Source organism: Streptomyces sp. NBC_00237 (assembly GCF_026342435.1).
In the GTDB taxonomy this organism is placed as follows: domain Bacteria; phylum Actinomycetota; class Actinomycetes; order Streptomycetales; family Streptomycetaceae; genus Streptomyces.
The window spans coordinates 1360783-1382638 of the sequence record NZ_JAPEMT010000002.1 but is presented as its reverse complement, the minus strand read 5'-3'; the positions used below and the strand labels follow the sequence as shown (position 1 = coordinate 1382638).

At 70.6% G+C, this 21856-nt stretch carries 16 protein-coding genes and 1 riboswitch; of the genes, 10 read left to right on the top strand and 6 right to left on the bottom strand.

Annotated elements, in window-relative coordinates:
• Positions 1–27: 27 nt before the first annotated feature.
• Entirely contained in the window at positions 28–1164 is a 1137-nt protein-coding gene (locus OG897_RS20025; protein ID WP_266658569.1) for a GTP-binding protein, read from the top strand.
• A gap of 50 nt (positions 1165–1214) precedes the next feature.
• Here the strand turns inward: OG897_RS20025 and OG897_RS20020 are convergent, their stop codons facing one another.
• Positions 1215–3668 carry a DNA topoisomerase (ATP-hydrolyzing) subunit A gene (locus OG897_RS20020; protein WP_266658568.1) on the bottom strand — a complete coding sequence of 818 codons (2454 nt, stop codon included), beginning with the start codon at positions 3666–3668 and terminating at the stop codon, positions 1215–1217.
• Between the two features lie 275 nt (positions 3669–3943).
• On the opposite strand from OG897_RS20020, the gene OG897_RS20015 reads away from it, so the two are divergent.
• From OG897_RS20015 to OG897_RS20000, 4 genes are all read left to right on the top strand, one after another.
• Positions 3944–5341, top strand: a complete 1398-nt coding sequence (locus OG897_RS20015) for a pitrilysin family protein (protein ID WP_266658567.1) — start codon at positions 3944–3946, stop codon at positions 5339–5341.
• A 47-nt stretch (positions 5342–5388) separates the two neighbouring features.
• Positions 5389–6756 (top strand): pitrilysin family protein, encoded by a 1368-nt coding sequence (locus OG897_RS20010; protein ID WP_266660335.1) that lies wholly within the window; start codon positions 5389–5391, stop codon positions 6754–6756.
• A gap of 259 nt (positions 6757–7015) precedes the next feature.
• Positions 7016–7184, top strand: a riboswitch (cyclic di-AMP (ydaO/yuaA leader).
• A gap of 13 nt (positions 7185–7197) precedes the next feature.
• Positions 7198–7992 (top strand): M23 family metallopeptidase, encoded by a 795-nt coding sequence (locus tag OG897_RS20005; protein WP_266658566.1) that lies wholly within the window; start codon positions 7198–7200, stop codon positions 7990–7992.
• Positions 7993–8150: 158 nt separating this feature from the next.
• The gene (locus OG897_RS20000) at positions 8151–8810 is read left to right on the top strand and encodes a GntR family transcriptional regulator (protein ID WP_266658565.1); all 660 of its coding nucleotides are present in this window, start codon (positions 8151–8153) and stop codon (positions 8808–8810) included.
• A gap of 198 nt (positions 8811–9008) precedes the next feature.
• On the opposite strand, the gene OG897_RS19995 is transcribed toward OG897_RS20000, so the two are convergent.
• Positions 9009–9290 carry an HPr family phosphocarrier protein gene (locus OG897_RS19995; protein ID WP_266660333.1) on the bottom strand — a complete coding sequence of 94 codons (282 nt, stop codon included), beginning with the start codon at positions 9288–9290 and terminating at the stop codon, positions 9009–9011.
• A 163-nt stretch (positions 9291–9453) separates the two neighbouring features.
• Here OG897_RS19995 and OG897_RS19990 point away from each other — a divergent pair, with 163 nt between their 5' ends.
• The 4 genes from OG897_RS19990 (at position 9454) to OG897_RS19975 (ending at position 14982) form a co-directional block, all read left to right on the top strand.
• The gene (locus OG897_RS19990) at positions 9454–12384 is read left to right on the top strand and encodes a GNAT family N-acetyltransferase (protein ID WP_266658564.1); all 2931 of its coding nucleotides are present in this window, start codon (positions 9454–9456) and stop codon (positions 12382–12384) included.
• Positions 12385–12483: 99 nt separating this feature from the next.
• A complete protein-coding gene (locus OG897_RS19985) occupies positions 12484–13080 on the top strand; it encodes a DUF5998 family protein (protein ID WP_266658563.1) in 597 nt (198 codons plus the stop codon).
• Positions 13080–14270 (top strand): alkaline phosphatase family protein, encoded by a 1191-nt coding sequence (locus OG897_RS19980; protein WP_266658562.1) that lies wholly within the window; start codon positions 13080–13082, stop codon positions 14268–14270. Before OG897_RS19985 ends, OG897_RS19980 begins: the two co-directional genes overlap by 1 nt.
• A 61-nt stretch (positions 14271–14331) precedes the next feature.
• Positions 14332–14982 carry a thymidine kinase gene (locus OG897_RS19975; protein ID WP_266658561.1) on the top strand — a complete coding sequence of 217 codons (651 nt, stop codon included), beginning with the start codon at positions 14332–14334 and terminating at the stop codon, positions 14980–14982.
• A gap of 559 nt (positions 14983–15541) precedes the next feature.
• On the opposite strand, the gene OG897_RS19970 is transcribed toward OG897_RS19975, so the two are convergent.
• From OG897_RS19970 to OG897_RS19955, 4 genes are all read right to left on the bottom strand, one after another.
• On the bottom strand, positions 15542–15997 hold the full coding sequence (locus OG897_RS19970) for a nuclear transport factor 2 family protein (protein WP_266658560.1): 456 nt from the start codon (positions 15995–15997) through the stop codon (positions 15542–15544).
• Between the two features lie 29 nt (positions 15998–16026).
• Positions 16027–16950, bottom strand: coding sequence for an NAD(P)-dependent oxidoreductase (locus OG897_RS19965; RefSeq protein WP_266658559.1), 924 nt, complete (start codon positions 16948–16950; stop codon positions 16027–16029).
• Positions 16950–19781: a non-ribosomal peptide synthetase gene (locus tag OG897_RS19960; protein WP_266658558.1), complete on the bottom strand. Its 2832-nt coding sequence runs from the start codon at positions 19779–19781 to the stop codon at positions 16950–16952. The genes OG897_RS19965 and OG897_RS19960 overlap by 1 nt, the downstream gene beginning before the upstream one ends.
• 105 nt (positions 19782–19886) lie before the next feature.
• Positions 19887–20423: a 4'-phosphopantetheinyl transferase superfamily protein gene (locus OG897_RS19955; protein ID WP_266658557.1), complete on the bottom strand. Its 537-nt coding sequence runs from the start codon at positions 20421–20423 to the stop codon at positions 19887–19889.
• 660 nt (positions 20424–21083) lie between these two features.
• Here OG897_RS19955 and OG897_RS19950 point away from each other — a divergent pair.
• Positions 21084–21815, top strand: a complete 732-nt coding sequence (locus OG897_RS19950; protein ID WP_266658556.1) for a DNA-binding response regulator — start codon at positions 21084–21086, stop codon at positions 21813–21815.
• Positions 21816–21856 lie beyond the last annotated feature (41 nt).

Sequence of the window (21856 nt, the reverse complement as noted above, 5' to 3'; positions counted from 1 at the left end):
GGGAGGGGGCTCCTTTACGATCGGGGGATGTCCACGCAACAGATTCCCGTCGTCGTCCTCGCAGGATTCCTGGGATCGGGCAAGACGACTCTGCTCAATCATCTGCTCAAGCGGAGTCGCGGCACCCGGATCGGGGCGATCGTCAATGACTTCGGGGCGATCGAAATCGATGCGATGGCGGTGGCCGGACAGCTGGGGGACAGCACCGTTTCGCTCGGGAACGGGTGTCTGTGCTGTGCCGTCGACGCCAGCGAGCTGGATGTGTACCTGGAGAAGCTCGCGGAGCCCGGGGCCGGGATCGACGTCATCGTCATCGAGGCGAGCGGGCTGGCCGAACCGCAGGAACTCGTGAAGATGGTGCTCGCCAGTGAGAGCCCGTACGTCGTGTACGGGGGGCTGGTCGAGGTCGTGGACGCGGCGGAGTTCGCGGCGACGCGAAAGAGGCATCCGGAGATCGTGCGGCACCTGGCGATCGCCGATCTGGTCGTGCTCAACAAGACCGACCGGGTGGCGGAGGGGGAGCTCGCCGCGCTCAAGGCGGAGTTGGGCGGGCTCGGGGAGGGGACCCTGATCTCCGCCGAGTACGGGCGGATCGATCCGGAGGTTCTCTTCAACCGGCGGAGCGACGACCAGCACCGGCAAGACGGGTGGCAGTTGAGTTTCGAGGATCTGAGGGCGGAGGCCGAAGCGGGGGAGGGGGACGATCACTCCGGGCATCTGCACGCCGCGTACGAGAGCGTGGAGTTCGTGTCCGAGGTGCCGATGGACGCGGCGCGGCTCATGGCGTTCCTCGACGCGCGGCCCGAAGGGCTCTACCGGATCAAGGGGTACGTCGACTTCGGCGCGGCCGATGCGCGGAACCGGTACGCGGTGCATGCGGTGGGGCGGTTCCTGCGGTTCTACCCGGAGGCGTGGGGGGACGGCGAGGAGCGGCTCACGCAGCTCGTGCTGATCGGGTCGGGCACGGACGGCGCGGCGCTGCGGGAGCGGCTCGGCGAGTGTGTGGCGGAGCCGAGTGCGCGGGACCTCGCGCCCGGTAAGGACACTCCCGGTGAACGCGCCATGTGGGGCGTGCTGCGCTACGTACAGGAAGTGCGGGAAGCGCAGGAAGTGCAGGAAGACGAGGAGGGTGGGCGGGAAGCGGACGGGTCGCAGGCGCTGTAGAGGGGCGGGCCGGGCGCGACGAAGTCGGCGCCCGGCCCGCAGGGTGCTCCCTACACCGCGCCCGCCAGCGCGGCGACCTGCTGCGGCAGCGGGGTGCCCGAGCCGTCGCGGCGCGGGTCGATCTCCGGGAGTTCGACCGGTGAGCCGTTCTGCTGGGCGGCCCTGGCCGGGGCCGCTCCCGCCCAGGCCAGCATCAGGACGTCCTCGCCGCGCAGGAACCGCTGGCAGCGGACGCCGCCCGTGGCCCTGCCCTTGCGCGGGTACTGGTCGAACGGGGTGAGCTTGGCGGAGGATTCCGCGTCGCCCAGCAAGGTGCCCTTCGAGCCCGCCACCGTGAAGACCACGGCGTCGGCGGCCGGGTCGACGGCGGTGAAGGAGATCACCTTCGCGCCCGCGGACAGCTTGATGCCCGCCATGCCGCCTGCCGGGCGGCCCTGCGGACGGACCTGCGCGGCCTGGTAGCGCAGGAGTTGGGCGTCGTCCGTGATGAAGACGAGGTCCTCCTCGCCCGTACGCAGTTCCCGCGCGCCGACGATGCGGTCGCCGTCCTTGAGGGAGATGACCTCCAGCTCGTCCTTGTTGGAGGGGTAGTCGGGGACCACGCGCTTCACCACGCCCTGCTCCGTGCCGATCGCCAGACCGGGGGAGGACTCGTCGAGGGTGGTGAGGCAGATCAGGGTCTCGTCCGCTTCCAGGGAGAGGAACTCGGAGACCGGGGCTCCGCCCGAGAGGTTGGGGGCGGAGGCCGTGTCGGGGAGCTGGGGGAGGTCGATGACGGCCAGGCGCAGGAGACGGCCGGAGGAGGTGACCGCGCCGACGTCGCCGCGGGCCGTCGCGGGGACGGCGGAGACGATCACGTCGTGCTTGGTGCGGCGGGCGTCGTCCAGGGCCAGGGGCTCGCCGTTGGGCGTACGGGCCAGCAGGCCGGTGGAGGAGAGGAGGACGCGGCACGGGTCGTCCGGGACCTCCAGCGGCACGGTGGCGACCGCCGAAGCGCCGGACTCCAGCAGGACCGTACGGCGCTCGGTGCCGAACTTCTTCGCCACGGCGGCCAGTTCGGTGGAGACCAGCTTGCGCAGCTCCACGTCGGATTCGAGGATTCCGGTCAGCTCGTCGATCTCGCCGTTGAGGCGGTCGCGCTCCGACTCCAGCTCGATGCGGTCGAACTTGGTGAGGCGGCGCAGCGGGGTGTCCAGGATGTACTGGGTCTGGATCTCGGAGAGGCCGAAGCGCTCGATCAGGCGCTCCTTGGCCTGCGCCGAGTTCTCGCTGGAGCGGATGAGGCGGATGACCTCGTCGATGTCGATGAGCGCGACGAGCAGGCCCTCGACCAGGTGCAGCCGGTCCCGGCGCTTGGTGCGGCGGAACTCGCTGCGACGGCGTACGACCTCGAAGCGGTGGTCGAGGTAGACCTCAAGGAGCTCCTTGAGGCCCAGCGTGAGGGGCTGGCCGTCGACCAGGGCGACGTTGTTGATGCCGAAGGACTCCTCCATCGGCGTCAGCTTGTAGAGCTGTTCGAGGACGGCCTCCGGCACGAAGCCGTTCTTGATCTCGATGACCAGGCGCAGGCCGTGCGAGCGGTCGGTGAGGTCCTTGACGTCCGCGATGCCCTGGATCTTCTTCGCGCCGACCAGGTCCTTGATCTTCGCGATCACCTTCTCCGGGCCGACCGTGAAGGGCAGTTCCGTGACGACCAGACCCTTGCGGCGCGCCGTCACGTTCTCCACGGCGGCCTTCGCGCGGATCTTGAAGGTGCCGCGGCCCTTCTCGTACGCGTCCTTGATGCCCGCGAGGCCGACGATCCGGCCGCCGGTCGGCAGGTCGGGGCCGGGGACGAAGCGCATCAGCGTTTCGAGGTCGGCGGCCGGGTGCTTGATCAGGTGGCGGGCGGCGGCCACGACCTCGCCCAGGTTGTGCGGGGGCATGTTGGTGGCCATGCCGACCGCGATGCCGGTGGCACCGTTGACCAGGAGGTTCGGGTACGCGGCCGGGAGCGTGACGGGCTCGCGCTCCTTGCCGTCGTAGTTGGGGCTGAAGTCGACGGTGTTCTCGTCGATCGACTCCGTCATCAGCGACGCGGCGTCGGCCATCCGGCTCTCGGTGTAACGCATCGCGGCCGGGGGGTCGTCGTTGCCCAGCGAGCCGAAGTTCCCGTGTCCGTCGACCAGCGGCAGCCGCATGGAGAAGGGCTGGGCCATCCGGACCAGTGCGTCGTAGATGGACGCGTCGCCGTGCGGGTGCAGCTTGCCCATCACCTCGCCGACGACCCGGGCGCACTTCACGTACCCCCGGTCGGGGCGCAGGCCCATCTCGTTCATCTGGTAGACGATGCGGCGGTGCACCGGCTTCAGACCGTCCCGCGCGTCCGGCAGGGCGCGCGAGTAGATCACCGAGTACGCGTACTCAAGGAAGGAGCCCTGCATCTCGTCGACGACGTCGACGTCGAGGATCTTCTCCTCGAACGCCTCGTCCGGCTGCGGGGTCTTCGTGCTGCGGCGGGCCATCGCGCTGCGGCTCCTTCTCACTGTTCAAAGGGGTGGTTGCGGAATCGGTGGTGCGGGACGCGTGGGGTGCTGACGCGGACCATTGTGGACCGCCGCACTGACAACGCCGACCTCGACCCGTCCGTAGCGGTCGCGGAGGCATCCCCGAGGAGAGCCGCGGAGGGGTCCCCGAGAAGAGTGGTGGAACCGGGAACTTCGCGGACTGTCAGTGCGCTTGCATACAGTGGCAGGACTTAATTGCAGGACTTGTCTCATACGCGATCGAAGGGACGTACATGCCCATGGGTCACACGGCCACAACGCAGGCCGGCTCCGGCGGCCTGACAGCGACCGAGCACCGGCTTGCGAACGGTCTGCGGGTGATCCTCTCCGAGGACCACCTGACCCCGGTCGCCGCGGTCTGCCTCTGGTACGACGTCGGCTCGCGCCACGAGGTCAAGGGCCGCACGGGCCTGGCACACCTCTTCGAGCACCTCATGTTCCAGGGCTCCGCCCAGGTGCACGGCAACGGGCACTTCGAGCTGGTGCAGGGCGCCGGCGGTTCGCTCAACGGCACCACCAGCTTCGAGCGCACCAACTACTTCGAGACGATGCCCGCGCACCAGCTGGAGCTGGCGCTGTGGCTGGAAGCCGACCGGATGGGCTCGCTGCTCACCGCGCTCGACGACGAGTCCATGGAGAACCAGCGCGACGTCGTCAAGAACGAGCGCCGCCAGCGGTACGACAACGTGCCCTACGGCACCGCGTTCGAGAAGCTCACCGCCCTCATGTACCCCGAGGGCCACCCTTACCACCACACCCCCATCGGCTCGATGGCCGACCTGGACGCCGCGACGCTCGAAGACGCCCGCGCCTTCTTCCGTACGTACTACGCGCCCAACAACGCGGTGCTGTCCGTGGTCGGCGACATCGACCCCGAGGCCACGCTCGCCTGGGTCGAGAAGTACTTCGGGTCCATCCCCTCGCACGACGGCAAGCAGCCGCCGCGCGACGGCTCGCTGCCCGACGTCATCGGCGGCGAACTGCGCGAGCTGATCGAGGAAGAGGTCCCCGCGCGGGCGCTGATGGCCGCCTACCGGCTGCCCAGCGACGGCACCCGCGAGGCGGACGCGGCCGACCTGGCGCTCACCGTCCTCGGCGGCGGCGAGTCCTCCCGGCTGCACAACCGTCTCGTACGGCGCGACCAGACGGCCGTCGCGGCGGGCTTCGGCATGCTGCGCCTGGCCGGGGCCCCCTCGCTGGGCTGGCTGGACGTCAAGACGTCGGGCGGCGTGGAGATTCCGGAGATCGAGGCGGCCGTCGACGAGGAGCTCGCGCGGTTCGCCGCCGAGGGCCCGACGGCCGAGGAGATGGAGCGCGCCCAGGCCCAGCTGGAGCGCGAGTGGCTGGACCGGCTCGGCACGGTCGCGGGCCGCGCCGACGAACTCTGCCGGTACGCCGTCCTGTTCGGCGACCCGCAGCTCGCCCTGACCGCCGTCGGGCGCGTGCTGGAGGTGACGGCCGAGGAGGTGCAGGCCGTCGCGAAGGCGCGGCTGCGCCCCGACAACCGTGGGGTCCTGGTGTACGAGCCGCTGGCCGCCGCGGAGTCGGACCTCGCGGAGCCCACCGACGCCGCGCACGCCGATGTCGTACAGGAAGTCCAGCAGGACCAGCAGGAAGGGGCGGACCAGTGACGGAGACCGCAGCCACGACGGGCGACACCGCACCCGTGATCAGCGAGATGCAGTTCCACCCGCAGCCGCAGGCGGGCCCCGCCACCCCGTGGGCCTTCCCGGCCCCCGAGCGCGGCGCGCTGCCCAACGGCCTGACGGTGCTGCGCTGCGACCGGCCGGGACAGAAGCTGGTGGCCGTCGAGGTCTTCCTCGCCGCGCCCCTGGAGGCCGAGCCGAAGGGCCTCGACGGCGTCGCCACGATCATGTCGCGCGCCTTCACCGAGGGCACCGACAAGCACTCCGCCGAGGAGTTCGCCGCCGAGCTGGAGCGCTGCGGCGCCACCCTCGACGCGTTCGCCGACCACCCGGGCGTGCGGGTCTCCCTCGAAGTCCCGGTCTCCCGGCTGCCGAAGGCGCTGGGGCTGCTCGCCGACGCCCTGCGCGCCCCGGCGTTCTCGGACGGCGAGATCGAGCGCCTCGTGCGCAACCGGCTCGACGAGCTCCCGCACGAGGCGGCCAACCCCTCCCGGCGGGCCGCCAAGCAGCTCTCCAAGGAGCTGTTCCCCGCGGACCTGCGCATGTCGCGGCCCCGCCAGGGCTCCGAGGAGACCGTCAAGAACATCGACTCGGCGGCCGTGCGCGCCTTCTACGAGGCGCACGTCCGCCCGGCGACCGCCACGGCCGTGGTGGTCGGCGACCTCACCGGCATCGACCTGGACGCCGTCCTGGCCGACACGCTGGGGGAGTGGACGGGCAACACCGCGGCCCCGCGCCCGGTGCCGCCGATCACCGCCGACGACAGCGGACGGGTCGTCATCGTGGACCGCCCCGGCGCGGTCCAGACGCAGCTCCTGATCGGCCGCATCGGCGCCGACCGGCACGACCGCGTCTGGCCCGCCCAGGTGCTGGGCACGTACTGCCTCGGCGGCACCCTCACCTCGCGTCTGGACCGCGTCCTGCGCGAGGAGAAGGGCTACACCTACGGCGTGCGCGCCTTCGGCCAGGTGCTGCGCTCCGCCGAGGACGGCACGGGAGCCGCCATGCTGGCCATCAGCGGCTCCGTGGACACCGAGTCGACCGGGCCCGCCCTGGACGACCTCTGGAAGGTCCTGCGGACGCTGGCGGCCGGGGGTCTCACCGACGCCGAGCGTGACGTCGCCGTGCAGAACCTCGTCGGGGTGGCCCCGCTCAAGTACGAGACGGCCTCGGCGGTCGCGGGCACGCTGGCCGACCAGGTCGAGCAGCACCTGCCCGACGACTTCCAGGCCCAGCTGTACGCGCGGCTCGCCGCGACCGGCACCGTGGAGGCCACCGCCGCCGTGGTGAACGCCTTCCCGGTGGACAGGCTGGTCACGGTCCTGGTCGGGGACGCCTCGGTGATCGCGGATCCCGTACGGGCGCTGAACATCGGCGAGGTCACGGTCGTCACGGGCTGACTGACCGACTGACCGGCTGACCGGCTGACCGATCAAAGACCGATCCAAGGCCACCCGGGCAACCGGTGAAAAGCAGGACAAGTGGGGCCCCGTTGACTTCCGAGTCGTCGGGGTCCTCCTTTATGTCCGGTTTATTGGAGAGGTTGCCTGTCTGCCGTGTGGGCTCCTTCACAAAAGCGGCCGTCTGTTTGGTGATTGAAAGAAGGGCCGCTTAGCGTCGACCCGGCTGTCCGTCAGAGCGCGCCGCAACCGCGGCACCGGGCAGTCATCGCCGAGTCCCCGTCAGGCGCGAGCCTGGGGAGCCGGGGACCCAATCAGTCCCTGGGGTGAATCGGACGCCATCGCCCTTCACGGGCAGGTGGGGCCCGTAGGAGACCTTCCTGCTCCGAACCCGTCAGCTAACCCGGTAGGCGAGAAGGAAGGAAAGGAAACAGCCACTCCATGGCGTTCACCCGTGCCGCCGGGAAGCACCGGCGTCCCTCCGTGCTGTCGCGCAAGAGCGCCAACATCGCCGGAGTCGCCGCCCTCACCACGACCGGTGTCATCGGAACGCTGGCCCCGCAGGCCATCGCCGCCGAGCAGGACCTGGCCGCGGAAGACACCGGCTCCATCCGCGCCGTCGCGCTGGACCACTCCGCCGCAGGCACCCTGACCGCGCAGGTCGAGGCCCAGGCCCTCGCGCAGCAGGAGGTGCTGGACCAGGCCGAGGCCGAGCGCCAGGCGGAGATCAAGCGCAAGGCCGAGATCAAGCGCAAGGCCGAGGCGAAGGCCAAGAAGGAGCGCGAGGAGCGCGAGCGCGCCGCCCGCGAGGCCGAGCGCAAGCGCCTCAACACCTTCCGCCTGCCGGTCGCCGACTCGTACGTCTCCACGAGCTACAAGTCCGGCGGCTCCCTGTGGTCCTCCGGCAGCCACTCCGGCGTCGACTTCCACGCGTCCTCCGGCTCCTCCGTCGTCGCCGTCGGCTCCGGCACGGTCGTCGAGGCGGGCTGGGGCGGCGCGTACGGCAACAACGTCGTGATCCGGATGAACGACGGTTCGTACACCCAGTACGGCCACCTCGCCTCGATCAGCGTCTCGGTCGGCCAGAGCGTCGGCTCCGGCGACCAGATAGGTCTGTCCGGCTCGACCGGCAACTCCACGGGCCCGCACCTGCACTTCGAGGCCCGCACCTCGCCCGAGTACGGCTCGGACATCGACCCGGTCTCCTACCTGCGTCAGCACGGCGTCAGCGTCTGACCGCGCCTCCCGCTCGAAATGCCCCGGCTCCGTGTGAGCCGGGGCATTTCTCGTACCACGGCATGGCTGATTGCCGTACCGGCGAACCGCCTTCCGTAATTCCCGGTCGCTGCAATAGAGTTGACGGAACAATTCAGTGGGCAGACGGAGGTCCGGGCATGCGCATTCCCGCGCATTCGGTGTGTACGGCGATCCGCGACGACATCGTCTCCGGCGTCCTGCCGCGCGGCAGCAGGCTCACCGAGGAAGTGCTGGCCCGCCGGTACGGCGTCTCGCGCGTTCCCGTCCGCGAGGCGCTGCGCACCCTTCAGGCCGAGGGCTTCGTCACCACCCGGCGGCACGCGGGCGCCTGTGTCGCCGAGCCGACCGCCCAAGAGGCCGCCGACCTGCTGGAGATGCGGACGCTGCTGGAGCCGCTGGGCGCCGCGCGAGCGGCCTCCCGGCGCACCGACTCGCACCTCAAAGTGCTCCGTGGCCTGGTCAGGCTGGGGCAGGAGCGGGCGAGGCGGCCCGAGACCGCGGATCTGTCGGCGCTCGGCGGCTGGTTCCACGAGACGCTCGCCCAGGCGTCCGGCAGCCCCGGGCTGATCACGCTGCTCCTTCAGCTCAAGCACAAGATCGCCTGGATGTACGTCGTCGAGGGCCAGCAGCGGCCCGTCGAGGTCTGGGCCGAAAGGGGCGCGATCGTGGACGCGGTGGCGCGGCGGGACGCGGAACGGGCCAGGGCGCTGACCGCGCTGCACGCGGAGCGGGCGGTGTCCGCGTACCGCATGAGGATTCCGCAACGTGCCGTCAACATGACGGGCGGCCGGATTTAACACGCGGGGCCTATAAAAGACGGAGAGCAATTCCCGTGCCGTGAATTCACGGGCAAGGACAGCACCGTGAATTCACGGGCGAACGACAGAAGCCGCGGCCCCCGAATGCGGGATGCCGCGGCTCCTGTGCGAGAATTCGCCCGTACGGGCGCGACCTCATGGGCCGTGAAGTCCGGGGCGAGAAGCCCTCGGGCAGCCTCAGACGGTCTCGGGGAGCTCGTCCAGACCCTCGGCGACCAGCTTCGCGAGGCGGTCCAGGGCTGCGTCCGCGCCCTCGGCCTCGGACGCCAGCACGATCTCCTCGCCGCCCTGCGCGCCCAGGCCCAGCAGCGCCAGCATCGACGCGGCGTTGACCGGGTTGCCGCCCGCCTTGGTGATGGTGACGGGGACGCCGGTGGCCGTGACGGCGCGGACGAAGATGGAGGCGGGGCGGGCGTGCAGGCCCTCGGCCCAGCCGACGGTGACGCGGCGCTCAACCATGATGGTGCCCTTCATGTGCTTATTGGTTGTCTAGACCAGTCTCTCACGTGGTGCGGGCTGCTCTGCCCGGCGAAAGTCCCGAACGGGACGGGCCGAACAGGACGGGCCGAACAGCACCAGACTGCCCCGCTCTCCGGATGCCCGCGAGTCGTAGGCTGCACCCATGGCCAAGGCTGCGGACGGTGCGGATCAGGTGGAGCACGACCAGCGAGGGGGCGAGGCCGACCACGCCTACCCCGACCACTGGGAGGCCGACGTGGTGCTGCGCGACGGCGGCACCGCGCGCATCCGGCCCATCACCACCGAGGACGCGGAGCGGCTGGTCAGCTTCTACGAGCAGGTCTCGGACGAGTCGAAGTACTACCGCTTCTTCGCGCCCTACCCCCGGCTGTCCGCCAAGGACGTCCATCGTTTCACCCATCACGACTACGTCGACCGGGTGGGTCTCGCCGTCACCGTCGGCGGCGAGTTCATCGCCACCGTCCGCTACGACCGCATCAACGCCGACGGCCGTCCCGCCTCGGGTCCCGACGCCGACCAGGCGGAGGTCGCCTTCCTCGTCCAGGACGCCCATCAGGGGCGCGGCGTCGCCTCCGCCGTCCTCGAACACATCGGGGCCGTCGCCCGCGAGCGCGGCATCCGGCGCTTCGTCGCCGAAGTGCTGCCGGCCAACTCCAAGATGATCAAGGTCTTCACGGACGCGGGCTACCAGCAGAAACGCTCCTTCAAAGACGGCGTCGTCCGCCTCGAATTCGACCTGGAGCCCACCGACCGCTCCCTCGCGGTGCAGCGCGCCCGCGAACACCGCGCCGAGGCCCGTTCCGTGCAGCGGCTCCTGGCCCCCGGCTCCGTCGTGGTCGTCGGCGCGGGCCGCTCCCCGCAGTCCGTGGGACGCACGGTGCTGCGCAACCTCCTCGGCGCGGGCTTCACCGGCCGTGCGTACGCGGTGAACGCGGCGCTCGACCCCGGCACCACCGAACTCGAAGGCGTCCCCGCACACCGCTCCGTCGCGGAGATCGGCGCCCCGGTGGACCTCGCGGTGGTCGTCGTACCGGCCGACAGGGTTCCGGCCGTGGTCGCCGACTGCGGCGAGAGCGGGGTGCAGGGGGTGGTCGTGCTGGCCGCCGGATACGCCGAGAGCGGGGCCGAAGGGCGGGAGCGGCAGCGGGAGCTGGTGCGGCAGGCGCGTTCGTACGGGATGCGGATCATCGGCCCCAACGCCTTCGGCATCATCAACACCTCCGACGCCGTGCGCCTCAACGCCTCCCTCGCGCCCCGCTCGCCCGAGCGCGGCCGGATCGGCCTGTTCACCCAGTCCGGCGCGATCGGTATCGCGCTGCTGTCCGGGCTCGACCGGCGCGGTGCGGGCGTGTCGGCCTTCATCTCCGCCGGGAACCGGGCCGACGTCTCCGGCAACGACTTCCTCCAGTACTGCCACGAGGACCCGGACACCGACGCCGTCCTCCTCTACCTCGAATCCATCGGCAACCCGCGCAAGTTCACCCGCCTCGCCCGTCGTACGGCCGCCGCGAAGCCGGTCGTGGTGGTCAAGGGCGCACGCCACAGCGGGAGCACGCCGCCGGGGCACGCGGTGCCGGTGGCGCGCATTCCGGACGCCACGGTCTCCGCGCTCTTCCGGCAGGCGGGTGTCGTCCGGGTCGACACGGTCACCGAACTCGTCGACGCGGGGCTGATGCTGACCGGCCAGCCCCTGCCGCGCGGCCCGCGCACCGCGATCCTCGGCAACTCCGAGTCGCTCGGCCTGCTCACGTACGACGCCTGCCTCGCGGAAGGACTCCGTCCGCTTCCGCCGCGCGACCTGACGACGGGAGCCACCCCGGCCGACTTCCGCCGCGCCCTCTCCGAGGCCCTCGCCGACCCGGCGTGCGACGCGGTCGTCGTCACGGCGATCCCCTGGGTGGGGGAGGGCGGAACGATGGAGTCCGGCGACGGCGAGGTGCTGGCCGCCGCCCTGCGCGAGGCGGCGGCGACGGCCCCCGCGAAGCCGGTGGCGGTGGTCCACGTCGAGATGGGCGAACTGGCGGAGGCCCTGGCGGCGGCGACGAGCACGGCGCCGGGCAGGAACGCGGCGACGAGCACGGCGCCGGGCGGGAACGCGGCGACGAGCACGGCGCCGGGCAGGAACGCAGCGCCGCTAGCTCGGGAGACGGCCCCCGTCGCGCCCGTAACGCCCGCCGAGCCGCCCGCCGACGCCCCCGCCCCCCACTCCATCCCCGCCTACCCCGCCGCCGAGCGCGCCGTACGGGCGCTCGCCGAAGCGGTGCGGTACGCGCAGTGGCGGCGCGAGGCCGCGGAGCCCGGGAAGGTGCCCGAGTACGAGGACATCGACGAGGCGGGGGCCGCCGCCCAGATCGACGCCCTGCTCACCGAGGACGGCGACCCGCGCGGTCTGCCGCTCAAGCCGGACGCCGCCCGTGAACTGCTCGGGCGCTACGGCATCGACGTACGGGACGCCCGCCCCGCGCCCGACCCCGGCACGGCCGTCGCGGCGGCGGCCCGCCTCGGCTACCCCGTCGCCCTCAAGACCACCGCCCCGCACCTGCGCCACCGCCCCGACCTCGGCGGCGTACGGCTCGATCTGGCGGACGAGGACGACCTGCGGCGGGCGTACGGGGAACTGACCGAGGCCCTCGGCAAGCCCGAGGAACTCCTCCTCGTCGTGCAGGCCATGGCCCCGCGCGGCGTGGACACCGTCGTACGGGCCGCCATCGACCCGGCGGTCGGCGCCGTGCTCTCGTTCGGGCTCGCCGGGGCCGCGTCCGAGCTGCTCGGGGACACCGCGCACCGGCTCGTTCCGGCCACCGACCGGGACGCGGCCGGGCTGATCAGGTCGATCAGGACCGCGCCGCTCCTCTTCGGCTGGCGGGGGTCGGCCCCGGTCGACACCGCCGCCCTGGAAGAGCTGCTGCTGCGGGTCTCGCGGCTGGTCGACGACCACCCCGAGGTGGTCGGCGTCGCCCTGGAACCCGTGGTCGTGGCCCCCGACGGGCTGTCCGTCCTGGGGGCGACCGTACGACTGGCACCTCCCGCCGTACGGGACGACCTCGGCCCCCGCCGCCTCCCGAGCTACTGAGCCCCCGCCTCCCGAGCCGCCGAGCCCCCGGGGGTGTCCCCACGTCCCGCCCCCGGCTCAAGGGACATCCGCCCTCCCGGGCCCCGTAGGATGGAAGGCATGGCGAAGACCGGTACGACGACCCAGGGGCTGCGGACAGCGATCGAGCGCAGCGGCTACTACCCGGCTCTTGTGGCCGAAGCGGTGGAGGCCGCCGTCGGTACGGAGTCCGTTTCGTCGTACCTCGTGCACCAGGAGACCACGTTCGACTCGAACGAGGTCCGCCGTCACGTCACTGTCCTGGTCCTCACCGGCACCCGCTTCATCGTCAGCCACACCGACGAGCAGAACGCGGACACCACCTCCCCCTCGCCGTACGCCACGACGTCGACCGAGTCCGTGAAGATCGGCCGGATCTCGTCCGTCGTGGTCAGCCGGGTCGTGGCCAATCCGGAGAAGTACGTTCCGGGGACGCTGCCGCGCGAGGTCGTCCTGACCATCGGGTGGGGCGCGGTCGCCCGCATCGACCTGGAACTCGCCGCCTGCGGCGACCCCGGCTGCGACGCCGACCACGGTTACACCGGCAGCTCCACCGCCGACGACCTGAGCCTGCGCGTCAGCGAGGCAGGCGACGGCCCGGACACGGTCAAGCAGACCCTCGTCTTCGCCCAGGCGCTGTCCGAGGCGACGGCCGCGACCGGCTCGTCCGCCCGCTGATGGCGCTGCCCGCCGCCTGGCAGGACCCCGTCCCCCTCGCGCTCGACACCGCCCCGGTCCCGGAGTACGGCTCCGGCTCCCTCGCGGACCTGCTGCCGACCCTCGTGGCGGGCATGGACGTACCCGGAACGACCGCCTCCATCGACGAGTTGACCCCCGCCGACCGGAACTGCGTGTTCCTGATCGACGGCCTCGGCTGGGAACAGATCAAGGCACACCCGGACGAGGCCCCGTACCTCCACTCGCTCCTCGCCACCTCGCGCGGCGGCACCGGCCGTCCCCTCACCGCCGGATTCCCCGCCACCACCGCGACCTCGCTCGCCTCCGTCGGCACCGGGCTCACCCCCGGCGTGCACGGCCTGGCCGGGTACACGGTGCGCGACCCCGACACCAACGCCCTGATGAACCAGCTCCGCTGGCGTCCCTGGACCGACCCGCACGTCTGGCAGCCGTACCCCACGGTCTTCCAGCTCGCTGACGCGGCGGGCGTGCACACGGCGCAGGTGTCGTCCCCCGACTTCCAGCACACCCCGCTGACCAAGATCGCGCTGAGCGGCGGCACCTTCCAGGGCCGCCTCACCGGCGAGGACCGGATGGACCTCGCAGCCCGGCACCTGGCGGCCGGGGACCGCTCGCTGGTCTACACGTACTACAGCGAGGTCGACGGTGCGGGACACCGCTTCGGCGTCGACTCCGACGCCTGGCGCGGCCAGTTGATGCACGTGGACCGGCTCGCCCAGCGCCTCGCGGAGCAGCTGCCGCCGCGCAGTGCCCTGTACGTCACCGCCGACCACGGCATGATCGACATCCCCTTCGACGAGCAGTCCCGCATCGACTTCGACGAGGACTGGGAACTGGGCGCGGGCGTCGCCCTGCTCGGCGGCGAGGGCCGGGCCCGGCACGTGTACGCCGTCCCGGGCGCGACCGGCGACGTGCTCGCCGTGTGGCGCGAGGTGCTCGGTGAACAGTTCTGGGTGGCGAGCCGCGACGAGGCGATCGAGGCGGGCTGGTTCGGTCCGTACATCGACGAGCGCGTCCACGGCCGGATCGGCGACGTCGTCGCCGCCGCCCACGACGACGTGGTGATCACCGCCTCCCGCAACGAGCCGGGCGAGTCCTCGATGGTCGGCATGCACGGCTCGATGACTCCCGTGGAGCAACTCGTTCCGCTCCTGCAAGTACGCTCGTAATCCGCCCGTTTCTCCCTCTCCCTCCCCCTCCTCCGCACGGCCCCGAAAGGCTCAACTCCTCATGTCCGAGCTCGTGTTCTTCTCTGGAACGATGGACTGCGGGAAGAGCACCCTGGCGCTCCAGATCGGTCACAACCGGTCGGCGCGGGGTCTTCAGGGCGTGATCTTCACGCGTGACGACCGGGCCGGTGAGGGGAAGCTGTCGTCGCGTCTGGGGCTGGTGACGGAGGCGGTCGAGGCCGATGAGGGCATGGATCTGTACGGGTACGTGGTGGACCAGGTGTCGCGGGGCGGCCGGGTCGACTATGTGATCGTGGACGAGGCGCAGTTCCTCGCGCCGGAGCAGATCGACCAGTTGGCGCGGATCGTGGACGACCTGGACCTGGACGTGTTCGCGTTCGGGATCATGACGGACTTCCGGACGCGGTTGTTCCCGGGTTCGCGGCGGCTGATCGAGTTGGCGGACCGGCTGGAGACCTTGCAGGTCGAGGCGATGTGTTGGTGCGGGGCGCGGGCGACCCACAACGCCCGTACGGTGGGTGGCGAGATGGTCGTCGAGGGTGAGCAGGTCGTGGTGGGGGACGTGGACCGGCCCGCGGAGGCCGTGGGGTACGAGGTGCTGTGCCGACGGCACCACCGCAGGCACATGACGAGTGCGTCGGCGCACGCGGGGGCGTTGTCGCCGGACGTGCTGCCGGTGTCCTCCATCTGAGGCTGGTGGGGCGGGGGCGCGGGGCCCGATCCGGGCTGTACCCGGCGTACAGGCCGACTCGTCTGCCGCTATGGCCCTGACCAGGGATTTTTCCTTGGGCGGGGCCATATTTCGTTGAGTGGGTCTTCCCGCTGTGACCTGCGATTTCCCGGAATTTCCCGCGCGGGTGTGCACGCGTTGTGCATGCGGGGCTTGGGCTGACGCCAGGCAATGGGCGCTGGGAGGCTGGCCGCAGGGCTGAGTCTTCGGCAGAAGCCACAAAACATGGCTGCTCAATCGGACGTCGCGCCGCGTGCGAGCGGAGGAACAGCGTGTTGCGGCTGCGATCGATGTGCGCGTCGACGTCGAGGTCGATGAGTTCGTACGTACCCCCCGGGTCCGGCTCGACGGTCCTGAGCTCCCGCGCAAAGCGTCCCTGGCCGCCCGGGGCGTCCTGGCACGACCTGCGGTCGCGGCCGTCCTCGCGGTGGGTCCGGGGGAGGCTGCCGAGGGCGTCGTGCAGGGTGCCGCAGCACCTCTGCGACCAATCTGGCGGACGCGGACCGCTGGGCGGCTGCTGTCAGCTCTCGATCAGCGAGTGGAGGAGCACAGTGTCGAAGATGTCCTCCATCCGCACGGCCCGGCCCTTGCTCAGGGTCCAGGAGTGGACGAAGGGCATCGTTTCCGTACGGCCGCGTCTCGATGTCACCTGGCGGGTGCCGAAAACCACCACCCGGTCGCCCGACTGCACGAACTCCCGTGGGTCCAGGCGCATTCCGCCCAGCACCGACGGGACGTGGGCCAGGAACTCCAGGACACCGTCATGGCCGTGCTTGGTGCCCCCCAGGCCGTACTCCGCCATCCCGTCGGGGTGGACCCACTCGATGTCCGGGGAGAGCGTGTCGAGGAGCGCGTCCACGTCATGGGCCAGGAAGGCCCGGTAGGCGCGGTGGATTATGTCGAGTTCGAGGGTCCTGCCGGGGTGCCGGGTCAGGTAGTCCGTCGTTACGAGGGTCTCCATGCGGGTCTCTATCACGGTGTTGTCTCCTTCAGTGACGGACGTGCTCAGTGACGGACGTGCTCGGGGTGCAGCGCTTCAAGCGTGCGGTGGATGCCGTCGCGCCAGGCGACCCGGCACGGACCGGTCAGCTCCCGGCGCAGCGTGGGGTCGAACTGATAGGTCTCACGGGTGACTTCACTCGGCACGAGCTTCGCCTCGACCCCGGTGAGGGCCTCCATGTGACGTACGCAGTCGGTGATGCCGACCGGCTGGTCCCCGCCCCAGTTGACCACCCGCGCCGGAGCGGTGGCGGCCCTCCACAGCGCGGGCACCTGCGCCACGAGGTCGTCGGTGTGCAGGAGGGAGCACCAGTTCTGCCCGCTGAGGGGAACCGGGATGGGCTCACCGGCGAGCATGCGCTGGAAGTAGAGCATCGGGACGCCGCCGTAACCCCCGGGCCCGTACACGATGTTCAGCCGGGCGATGGTGGTGGGCAGGCCGAGCACCTGGGCGAAGGCCCGTACCGCGCCCTCGGCGGCGATCTTCCCCACGGGGTAGGCGGGCAGCCAGTCGGCGACACCGTCGACCGGGTCGGTCTCGGTGTACTTGTGGTCCAGGGTCTGCCGTGCGTAGAGGGCGCCGGTCGACACGTACAGGAAGGACTCGGCGGTACGGGTGTGCGCCATCAGCCGCCCCGCGGCCACCGAGTTGACCTCGGCCGCCGCGTTGAAGTCGCCGTCCTCGCCCCGTCGTACGGCGGAGTGGATGACATGGGTGAAATCCTCGGGGAGGTCTTTGAGCGCGTCACCCGAGAGGTCGTCCATGTCCCAGTGCCAGGTGGTGATGGATCGCCGGTTGAGCTCCCGCTCGATACCGGGGGTGCCGAAGCGGCCCAGGCACCAGACGTCGTTGTCCTCGGCGAGCGACTCTGCCACGGGCCGGGCGACCTGCCCGGTACCGCCGGTGACCAGGATCTTCTTGCCCTTCATCAGGAGGTCTCTCCTCGTCCGGCGGTGCCTTCGGCGGCAGCGGTACGTGCGGCACTGGCGCGGTCGGCCTCGCCCAGGGCCAGGTCGAGCTCGCGGCGCAGGATCGCCTGGAAGGTGGCCACATGACGGGGGTTCATGAGGGTGTAGTGCTCGCCGGGGACCTCGATGTAGCGGTTCGGACTCCTCGTGTACTGGTCCCAGCGGCGCAGCTCGTTGTGCAGCCAGTCCTCTCTGGAGCCCCGCAGCGGGGTGGCGTGGAAGACCTTCACCGACTCCACCGACCCCCCGGGCTCGTAGGTGCGGCCCAGGGCGGTCAGCCGGTCGGCGAGGTCCGCCCAGGCGCCGAACTCGACGATGCCCAGGTCCAGTTCGGCTAGTCGCTCCGGTGACGCGAGCGCCATGATCCGCTCCAGCTGCTCCTCCTCGGGCAGCGCGCGCAGTTTGCCGGGGAGCTCCAGGGACTGCTTCTTGTCGATCAGGGCCAGGAAGAATGCGAGGCTGGTGGCGGTCTCCACGAAGTCCAGTTCCTCCATGCGGTACTTGATGTGCGGCGGCAGGTTGAAGCTGCCGACGAAGTCGACGCGTTCCCCCTGGGACTCCAGTGCCTTGGCGATCTCGAAGGCCACCACACCGCCGTAGGAGTATCCGGCGACGGCGTACGGGCCGTGCGGCTGCCGGCCCCGGATGGCCGCCACGTACGAGTCCACCATCTGCTCGAAGGTCGCGTGCGGCTTCTCGCCGTCGTTGAACCCGCGGGCCCGCAGCGCGTAGAACGGCCGGTCGCCCACGAAGTACTTGGCGAGGTTGACGAAGACCAGCACCTCCCCGACGCCCGGATGGACGCAGAACAGCGGCGTTTTGGTACCGCTCGTCTGCATCGGCACGATCGGGTCGTACTGCCGCTCGGCAGTACTCGACCGGCCGTCGGCACCTGTCTGCTCGCCGATCCAGGCGGCGAGTGCGCGCACGGTGGGCGCCGTCAGTACCGTGACGATCTCCAGCCCGGACACCCCGAACCGCTGGGCCACCTTGCTGCGCAGCCGCAGGATGTCCAGTGAAGTGCCCCCCAGATCAAAGAAGTTGGCGGTGGCGCTGATGGTGGTTGCGTCGGTGTCGAACATCTCGGCGTAGATCTCCGCAAGCGTCTCCTCGGTCCGGCCCACGGGTGCGGTGTAGCCGCCGAGCATGCGCAGGGTGAGGTCGGCGACCCGGCTCATGTCCGTGTCGTACGCACCCGACTCGAGGCGACGGCGCATCAGTGAGCGCTGGATCTTGCCGAGGCTGCTCTTGGGGAAGGCATCCTTGGCCAGCGGCAGGAGGAGGGAGGGCCGGATGCCCCAGTGCATCACCACACTGCTCCGCACGGCGGTCAGTACCCGGTGGAGCGCGGCCGGGTCGTCCGCGGGTGCATCGGCGTGGAAGGCGATCACGAGCTGTTCGGTGTCGTTGCCCGCCGGGCGGACGGGGAAGGCCGCGAGGTAGGAATCGGTGACCCCGTCGAGCTGTTCGAGCGCAGTCTCCAGCTCATGGCTGAAGTAGTTGACGCCGTTGATGATGATGCTGTCCTTGCAGCGGCCCACCAGGGCCAGCCGGCCTCCGTCGATCCGGCCCAGATCGCCGCTGCGGAACCAGCCGTCGGCCGTGAACGCCATTGCGGTGGCACGGGCGTTGCGGTAGTAGCCACGGGTGATCATCGGACCGATGAGCTGGAGTTCACCCACCTCGCCGGCCGGTAGTTCCCGGTCGGCAGGGTCGGCGATCCGGATGCGCAGACCCTCGACCGGGGTGCCCAGGCCGGCGAACTCCTTGCCGCGGTCGATGTCGGGGAAGGCCGCCCGGGAGTAGACACTGCCCGCGCAGGTCTCGGTCATTCCGAAGGCGGGCCAGAGGGCGTTCCGGGCGAGACCGTGCGGGGCGTACCGGTCGAGGAAGGTCTCACCGGTGGCGCAGACCACCGCCTCGCCGCCACTGATGATGTGCCGCAGTCGGGTCAGGTCGAGTTCCTCGCCGGCCTCGGTGAGGCGATCCGCCGAAGAATTGAGCATCCCCAGAAGGAAGTTGGGGGTGAAGGTCATGGTCACGCCGTGCCGGGAGGCGAGGCGCAGGAACTCCAGGGGTTCGCCGATGACAACCGGGGGCTCAACGTGGAGTTGGCGGCTGCCGGTGGACAGCGGGAGGAGGTGGCATTCCAGCAGGGCGGCCACATGGTCGAAGGAGACCCAGTTCAGGGTGGTGTCGGCGGCGGTGAGCCGGTGGTGGCCGTTCTTGCCGGCCATCGACGCCACCAGATTGGTGTGGCTGAGCATGACCGCTTTGGAGTTCCCGGTCGAGCCCGAGGTCAGCACCAGGACGGCGGTGTCCTCGGGAGCGGCGGTGTACGGGATCGCGGGCTTCGCACAGTACAGCCGTTCCAGCGGGACGACGTCGAGGCCGGCCACCGGCGGGAGGTCTGCGGCCAGGGACTCGCTCGTGACCACCAGGGGGTTGTCGAGCAGCGTGTTCACGTGAGTGAGCTGGGCGGCCCAGCGCTCGGGGTCGGCGCGGAGCGGAGCCATCGGGCAGGGCACGCAGCCGCCGAGCACGGCTGCCCAGAACGCGGTGAGGAATTCCTGCGGGCGCTCCAGTATCAGGACGACCTTGTCGTGTGGACGCAGCCCCTGGGCGCGCAGCCCCGTGAGGACCCGGCGGGCGTCGTCGAGGAGTTCCGGGTGGCTCTGGTCCTGGAACTCCGCGGCGGCGCCGCCCAGGCAGTAGCGGATGCCGGAGTCGGGATGGTGCTGGGCGGCGCGGAGGAGGAGGTCGGCGATGGTCTGAGGAGGGGGCGTCTGCACGATGGTCTGTCCTCCGTTGCGTCAGTGCGCGGTCGTCTCAGTGCCCGGCTCGGTGCTCAAGGTGGCGAAACTCGGTAGTGCGGGGGGCTCGGTGGTGCAGGGGGTTCAGAGATGTCGCACAGTGACGTCTCTGCCTGCTGCGGCCGGTAGTGCCAGGGCGGCGGCCCAGCCCTCGGGCACGGGGACGTCGGCCACCCGCCACGTGGACGGGGCAACGAGTGCGTCGACGGTGACTTCGGCGGGCCCCTCGGACCAGGCGCGGGTCTCCAGCAGGGTCAGATCGGTGACGATCCCGATCCCCACGGCCTTGAGCACCGCCTCCTTGCGGGTCCAGCAGCGCAGGAATGCCTTGGTGCGGGCAATGCCTTCCGGTTCGGCGAGCACGGAGAGGCGCTCGCGAGGCGTCAGTACGTTTCCGCTGATGTTTGCGACCGGGATGTCTCGGACAGCCTCGGTGTCGATCCCGACCGGGAAGGGGGCGGCGGCCAGCATCGCCAGGCCGGCGGAGTGGGAGATGCTGAGATCACGAGGAGTTCCGGGACCGAGCAGGGCCGGGGGTCCGTGGTCCGCGCTGCCGCACCCCGGGCACGGCTTTCGGCCGAGCACGATCTCGCCGACCGGAATCTCAAGATATGTGGCCAAAAGGCGACGTACCGACGCATGACACGAAATGTATTCAGCCGCAGCGTTCGCCGATCTGAATTGGTGCGCGCGGGCGAGTTCCGAGCTGTCGAGCAATTCCAGGTCGGCACTTGTGTACATGCCTGCCACTGTCAGCCACGACCACACCTGAACGTCGGCGGTGGCGGGCGGGGCCGACGGGCCGCCCGGTGCGTGAAGCAGCTGTGTGCGAGATGTGGTCACCGGGTGACCATAGGCCGGAAACGCTCGGTGCCGGATATGCCGTGACAGCAAATGGTCACGGGGGGAACAGCTCGTGAGGGTACGGATGCCCAAGGTGACCTAAGCGGAATTGGGGGCGTTCGGTTCCGGGTGTTGGAGTGCAGCTTGTTGCCAGGTGGGGCGAACGGGCCGTTCTTCCGGTGGAAGGTGCCGACTCTGCGTGTGCTGGAGAAGCGCCCTGTGGGTCCGGATATTGTTGACTGGCTCTGATTCAGCGAACTATTGTCTGGCGGGGAATCGGTGGCCCTTCTGGCGCGAAAGTAATTTTCGATTGAACTGTTTTCGCGGTCATCGCCTTGGCTAGTGACACCAAAAAATTTCTGGCGGCCATTGCGGGTACTGAACACCAACGGGGAGAACGTGACGGGTGCAGTTATTGATCCACTGGACACGGGCGGGTTGGACGACGCGAATCCCGATCACCCCGCTGCCCGCCTGGAGCAGACGCTGCTCCAGGCGCGGGCACTGATCGAGTCGACCGTCTCGATGCACAGGCAACGGTCTGTCGCGGCGCCCACGGACATTGCGGTGCTCGCCGAGGCGCTCGACCGGATCATCGGCAGGGCCCGGTACTCGGTCGGCGTCGCCCTGACCGGTTCCCGGGAATTCGCCGACTCCGTACTGGCGCTGCTCGCCGCGGTGCCCACGAGTGTCGCCGTGCGGGTGCTCTGTTCCGCCGAGGCTGCGGACGCCTCGCTCGCGCGGCTGAGCCAGATCCCCGAGTCCCGCATCGAAGTCCGGGTCCTGGAAGGGGAGTTACGCGAGATCGTGGTGGTCGACGGCGCGGCGGCACTGGTCCGGGGAGTCGACAGGGGTGACGGACCGCAGGTCACCGCAGTCAACGACGCCGCTGCCGTCCGCGCACTGGACCTGCTCTTCGCCGGGGCCTGGTCCCGGGGTCGAAAGCTCGCTGAACACCTCGCGTTGAGCCCACGCCTGCGCAGCGAACTGACCCGGAAGATTCTGGAGCAGCTGCGGGGCGGCCACACCGACGACGCCGCGGCGCGTGACCTGAAGGTGTCACTGCGCACGTACCGGCGGCACGTCGCGGAGATCATGCGCGAACTCGACGCCCACTCCCGGTTCCAGGCCGGTGCCCGCGCGGTGGAACTGGGGCTGCTCTCGGAATAGTCGACAGGTGAGTGCGGGGGGAGCCGCCCACCGGGCGGCCT